This is a genomic window from Mycobacterium sp. 1245852.3, from assembly GCF_001669335.1.
GTDB classification, from domain to species: Bacteria; Actinomycetota; Actinomycetes; order Mycobacteriales; family Mycobacteriaceae; genus Mycobacterium; species Mycobacterium europaeum_A.
In genome coordinates, this window is record NZ_LZLL01000190.1 from 1 (window position 1) to 5819 (window position 5819).

Genomic DNA, 5819 nt, shown 5'->3' on the forward strand with positions numbered 1-5819 from the left:
CTTCGGCGCGCATCGCGATGACCTCGAGCGGGTCGTCCCAGGCGTGCGCGATGTGCTTGTAGAACTCCTTGTACTCCGACTTCATCGCCTGGCCCATCCGCATGCAGGTCGAGCGGCGAGAACCGGCCGGCGAGGAGGGCGGCGAGGAGACCGTCACCATCGAGACCGAAACCCTCAACTCGATGAAGGCCCTGTGGGCCAGGCGATGAAGTCGGAGTATTTCTTGACCAGGCTCCTGATCTTGAACTCCGCGGTGTAGTCGTGCAGCTCGTCCTCGGCGTCCTCGGGCTTGAGGTGCAGGATGACCGACGTTCCCTGCGGGGCGTCGTCGACCGATTCGATGGTGTATGTGCCCTCGCCGCTGGATTCCCATCTGGTGGCCTCGCTCTCGCCGGCTTTGCGGGTGAGCAGCTCGACCTTGTCGGCGACCATGAAACTCGAATAGAAACCGATACCGAACTGGCCGATGAGTTCTTCCGAGGCCGCTCGGTTTTTCAGGTTCTGCGCCTCCCTTAGTTGCTTGCGCAGCTCGGCGGTGCCCGACTTGGCCAGCGTGCCGATCAGATCCACCACTTCGGCGCGGGTCATCCCGATGCCGTTGTCACGGATGGTCAGGATGCGCGCATCCTTGTCCACGTCGATCTCGATGTGCAGGTCGGAGGTGTCGACGTCGAGGTCCTTGTTCCGGAACGCTTCAAGCCGCAGCTTGTCCAGCGCGTCGGAGGCGTTGGAGATCAACTCCCGCAGGAACGAGTCCTTATTGGAGTAGACGGAATGGACCATCAGATCCAGCAGTTGCCGAGCCTCTGCCTGAAACTCCAACTGCTCGACGCGCGCGTTCATGACTGCTCCTACAGCTCCTTTCCAAAGGACAGTGACGTCTCAAATTTACCGAGCCGCCCACCATTGGTGTTCGGTGGACCCATCCACTTCGGGGCAACCGCCTCTAGGCTGAACGCATGTCTGTTGCTCAAAGCGAACGTGCCGCCCTGGTGGAAACCATGCGCGGCGTCGGGCCGGACGCGCCCACGCTGTGCGAGGGATGGAAGACGCGGGACCTGGCCGCGCACCTGGTGATCCGTGAGTACCGTCCCGACGCCGCGCCCGGCATCCTGATTCCTTTCTTCGCCTCCCACACCGAGAAGGTGCAGAACCAGGTGGCCGAGCGGAATGAGTGGGATGAGCTGGTCGGCAAGCTCGCCGCCGGCCCGCCGGTCTACTCGCCGCTCAAACTGCTCGACCCGGTGGCCAACGTGGCCGAGATGTTCATCCACCACGAGGACGTGCGCCGCGCGCAGCCGGGCTGGCAGCCGCGCTCGCTGGAGCCCGCCCTGAGCAAGATGCTGCGGCGCACCTTGCCGTTGATGGCCCGGGTCACCCTCGCCAAGGTGCCCGGCCGGGTGGCGCTGCGTACCCCGGAGGGCAAGACGGTGCTCACCGCCGGTCAGGGCCCCGCGGTGACGGTGACCGGGGCGCCCGAGGAGCTCTTGCTGTTCAGCGTGGGGCGGCAGGCCAAGGTCGACTTCGACGGCGACGCCGCGGCGGTGCAGGCCGTCCGCGATGCGCCTAAGGGGTTGTAGGACCGGCGATCGCGGCGGCCGCTTGCGGGCCGTCCGGGAGGATATCCGCGATTCGAAACTTGATAGCGCATGCGCTATCAAGTTTGAGTGGACGTTGGTCATCCGAAGGCCGCGCGCAGCTCCTTCTTGATGACCTTGCCGAACTGATTGCGCGGCAGCGTCTCGACGACCACCAGGTGTTCGGGGTGTTTGTATCGGCTGAGGCCGCGTGATTGGCAATGTCGCACAAGGGATTCCAACGTCACACCGTCGGCCGTCGCGGGCACCACGACGGCACAGACGCGTTCGCCGGTTCGGGGGTCCGGAATGCCGATCACGGCGACATCGGCGACGTCGGGATGGGTGGCGAGCGCATTCTCGATTTCGAGCGCCGAGATGTTCTCCGCGTTGCGGATGATCGCGTCCTTGGTGCGGCCCGTGACGCGGACATTGCCGTCGGCATCGATCAGGCCGAGATCACCTGTGCGCAACCAGCCTTCGTCGTCGAACGCGTCGGCGTCGAGCGCCGGGTCGGCGTAGCCGAGGAAGCACTGGGGTCCCTTCAGCAGCAGCTCGCCCTCCTGACCGGCGGCCAGTTCGACGCCGCGGCTGTCGACCGCGCGGACTGCGACCCCAGGGACCGGCGGCCCGACGGTGTGATCGAGCACCCCGGGCGCGGCGGTCAACGAGGGTGACGTCGCGCACGGAAACTCGGTCATGCCCCACGCATTGGCGATGCCGGCCAGGCCGAAGGTGTCGCGGACCTGGCGACTGAGTTCGGCGGTGACGGGCGCTCCCCCGGCCAGGCAGCCTCGGACCGACGGAAACAGCGGCCGATCGCCTTGGGCCCGTTGGGCTTCGAGGAATGCAACGAAGAACGGGGTCGCGGTCCCCAGGAACGTCGGATTGTGCGCCGCGATGGCCCACGGCGTGGTGGCCGGGTCGAACGTCTCGAACAGGACCAACCGCATGCCGGTCAGCAACCCGGTGGCCAGCATCGCCGCCCCGCCGATGTGTGCGATTGGGAAGGCGATCGGATCCACGTCGCTACTGTTGGCGCCCACCATGCCCACCACTCCCGCCGAGCCGGCGATCACCGACGTGTCGGTGTGACGGATCCCCTTGGGGGCCGCGGTGGTTCCCGAAGAATAGTAGATCCAGCGTGGGTCGTCGGCGGATCTGGGCGGCGGCGGGAGCGCTGCGGTGTCGGCACCGGGCAGCCGCAGCCGGCCGGTGGACGGCGGTGTTGCCAGGTCGAGGGTGAGGACCTCGAAGCCCCTGTCCCTCGACAATGCCCGGGCCAGCTCACCGTATTCGAAGCCGCGCCAAAGCCGGGGAACCACAAGAAATTCGGAGTGCAGTTGGCCGGTGATGAAGCCGACCTCGCTTTCCCGCAGGATGGGGATGATCGGGTTCTGGACCGCACCGAGCCGGGCGAGTGCGGCCATCACCACCATGGTTTCCAGCGTGGTGGGCAGCTGCCAGGACACGACCGTTCCCGGGCGTACCCCCCGTTCGGCCAGGGCGGCAGCGGTTGCGCACGCGGCGTCGTGCAGTTGGCCCGCTGTCAGGCTCCGCCCGTATTCATCGGCGACAAGCGGTCGGGGTGATCCGCGCTGTGCCGCATCGGCGACCAACGCCCAGAATGTCACCGTGCCAATTCCTTTCGGCTCACCTGGCGGACGGATCGGTGGAGGGCGGGCGGAATCCCGAGTGTGCAATCGCGACGGACACCCCGGTGCCGATCGGGCCGTTGGCGTCCACCAGGACCGCCGAGCCGCTGGCCACCCCGTCGTGGCTGTGGTGCGTCAGGGAGGCGAGCCCGACATGGGCGCCCTCGGGCAGCCGGCTGAGCGTGAGCGTGTAGTCGACGTTGATGAACTGCAGGGAGTTGGTGCCCCAGTTGGCGATCGACGCCGTGATGTCACCGGCCATGGCCACGCGGGTGAAGGCGGTGAGCGGTTCGTCGTCGATCAGCGGCCGTGTCTCATGGATCCACGTGTATTTCGGACCGTCGCCTTGCGGCCAGTCCGGATCGGGATTCTGTACGTCCGCGCCCCAGCCGTAGGTGCGCATGAACAGCGTCGAGTAGGCGTCGTCCAGCGGGATCGGTGGCATTTGCACCGGTGGCGACCAGACCTGCCCCTCGGGCTGGGCGCCACGCCGCAAAAACAGCGCGCTCGCCTGCGCCGCCGGGGCGCCGTCCTGGGTGATCACGGCCTCGACCAGCCGCAATCGGCGTCGGTCGTGTTGCACCTTCGTGTGCACCTCGAGCGGCGCCAAGGCCGTGGGCCGGGGTAGGTCGACGGTCAAGCGCGCCGGTTGCAGTTCCGCGTCCCGGGCCGCATCCTCGACCGCCCACGCCAAGAGTCCGCCGACGACATGTCCGCTCAGTGATGGGCCCCATCCGCCACGCGCGATCTTGGTTGGGACGAAGTGGTTTTCGTCGCGGACAAAGTACGGCACGGGTTCCGCCCAGGAAGCTTCCTCCGGCGCGATATCGGGCTCGGCCACTGCATGACCCTTCGGGTGATGGGATTGCGGGCTCTACTGAGGACCGCAACTGTGAATGTTACAGTTGCGCTTCCAGTCGTCGGCTGCGCACCGCGCCGTGACGCTCATCGGTCAGCCGATTGCGGCGCCCACCAGATGACCGATCACGTAGGTGACCCCCAGCGCGAGGCTGCCGCCGATGGCATTGCGCAGCACGGCTCGGCCCTTGCGGGCTCCGCCCAAGCCGGCCGAGACCGCACCGGTGATGACCAGCGCCACGAGTACGGCGACGACCGTGACGGGGACTCGCCACGTGGTCGGCGGGACCAGGATCGCGATCAACGGCAAGAGCGCACCGATCGCAAACGAAAGCGCCGACGACGATGCCGCCTGCCACGGGTTCGTCAGCTCGTCGGGGTTGATGCCCAGTTCGACTTCGGCGTGGGCGAGCAGCGGATTGTGGTCGGTGAGTTCCTCGGCCACGGTGCGAGCCGTCGCCGGCGTCAGGCCCTTCGCTTCATACAGTGCGGCGAGCTCGTCCAGCTCGGCGGCCGGATCTTCGCGCAGTTCGCGACGCTCCTGGCTGAGCAACGCCTTCTCCGTGTCGCGCTGGGTGCTGACGGAAACATATTCGCCCAGCGCCATCGAGACCGCCCCGGCGACCAGGCCGGCGCTGCCCGCGGTCAATATCGGGGCGCGTTCGGCGGTGGCGGCCGCGACCCCCACGACGATGCCCGCGGTGGAGACGATTCCGTCATTGGCACCCAGGACGCCCGCGCGCAGCCAATTCAATTTCGACGACACCGAACCGACGTGGGGTTCGTGCGGATGTGACGCACTCGGCACGGCCGCAACCATATAGATGAAAACCCTTGCCGACTAGCCAACATAGCCTTCCCAAACCGACCTACGCGCCGTGTTGGTCCGCGACGATTCGCCGGAAAAGACCTGGTGAATGCGCTGCGCGGCTGGCCGCCCTCGGGTGGATGACGGCGTTGAGCACGGCATGGTGGCGGCCGCGACCAAACGTTCTGCATGGCAGGGTCACAGCCAGTCCATAGGAAAGCTATCTAGCGTCGGGGATGTAACGGGGGGTGTTCTAACGAACTTCCTTGCAAGAAATCCCTAAGTGGATAGGTGAAGCATCATGAAGTTGAAGCAACTTGTCGGAGGGGTGACCATCGCCGGAGCGCTCAGCGCTGCGGCCTTGGGCATGGGCGCCGGGTTTGCCAACGCTGCGCCCGGAGCGCCACAGCCTCCGGGTAATCACGGCGGGGCGGCGCCCGGTGGCGGCCACGCTCCCACCGGTCCCAACGATCCCGGCGGGCCGGGCGGACCGGGTGGGCCCGGTGGTCCCGGTGGCCACCCCGGCGGCCCCGGTGGTCCTGGCGGTCCGCCGCCTGGTGATCACCCCGGTGGTCCGGGTGGTCCGGGTGGCCCTGGCCCCGATCATCCCGGCGGTCCGGGCGGGCCTGGCGGCCCCGGTGACCACCCAGGCGGGCCTGGCGGCCCCGGTGGTCCAGGCGATCACCCCGGTGCTCCCGGCGGATTCGGTGGACCGGATCCCCACCCCGGCGGCCCTTGGCATGGAGACGCCCAGCGCGGTTACTTCCACGGTGCACCGTGGGGCGACGGACCTGGCCCCTGGGGAGCGGGCGCGCCGCCGCGGCCGGCCTGGGATCGACCGCTCCCTCCGCCCGGTGGGCACTGGGACTACGGCCCGATCAATTACTGGGGCTACCAGGAAACTCCCATTTGGGATCCCGG

General features: G+C 67.6%; 5 protein-coding genes and 1 pseudogene. 2 read left to right on the forward strand and 4 right to left on the reverse strand.

Annotated elements, in window-relative coordinates; translation table 11 throughout:
* Nucleotides 1-843: pseudogene (locus tag A9W96_RS08430) on the reverse strand (ATP-binding protein); the annotation flags it as partial.
* Nucleotides 844-959: 116 nt separating this feature from the next.
* Here A9W96_RS08430 and A9W96_RS08435 point away from each other — a divergent pair.
* Nucleotides 960-1580, forward strand: a complete 621-nt coding sequence (locus A9W96_RS08435) for a TIGR03085 family metal-binding protein (RefSeq protein ID WP_067138916.1) — start codon at nucleotides 960-962, stop codon at nucleotides 1578-1580.
* Nucleotides 1581-1678: 98 nt separating this feature from the next.
* Here A9W96_RS08435 and A9W96_RS08440 read toward each other — a convergent pair whose 3' ends face one another.
* The 3 genes from A9W96_RS08440 to A9W96_RS08450 all read right to left on the reverse strand — a co-directional run bounded on the left by A9W96_RS08440 (nucleotide 1679) and on the right by A9W96_RS08450 (nucleotide 4898).
* Nucleotides 1679-3211, reverse strand: coding sequence for a class I adenylate-forming enzyme family protein (locus A9W96_RS08440; RefSeq protein WP_067138919.1), 1533 nt, complete (start codon nucleotides 3209-3211; stop codon nucleotides 1679-1681).
* A 19-nt stretch (nucleotides 3212-3230) separates the two neighbouring features.
* Complete coding sequence (locus A9W96_RS08445; protein WP_067138922.1) at nucleotides 3231-4073, reverse strand: thioesterase family protein; 843 nt, start codon at nucleotides 4071-4073, stop codon at nucleotides 3231-3233.
* Between the two features lie 111 nt (nucleotides 4074-4184).
* Nucleotides 4185-4898, reverse strand: a complete 714-nt coding sequence (locus tag A9W96_RS08450) for a VIT family protein (RefSeq protein ID WP_067138925.1) — start codon at nucleotides 4896-4898, stop codon at nucleotides 4185-4187.
* Nucleotides 4899-5199: 301 nt separating this feature from the next.
* Between A9W96_RS08450 and A9W96_RS32120 the strand changes: the two genes are divergently transcribed.
* The coding region (locus tag A9W96_RS32120; protein WP_082972104.1) for a hypothetical protein at nucleotides 5200-5819 on the forward strand (620 nt) is incomplete at its 3' end.

What these genes read in the sequence shown, in the direction of transcription:
- A9W96_RS08435 (WP_067138916.1), top strand. Translation starts at nt 960, where the DNA reads ATGTCTGTTGCTCAAAGCGAACGTGCCGCCCTGGTGGAAACCATGCGC.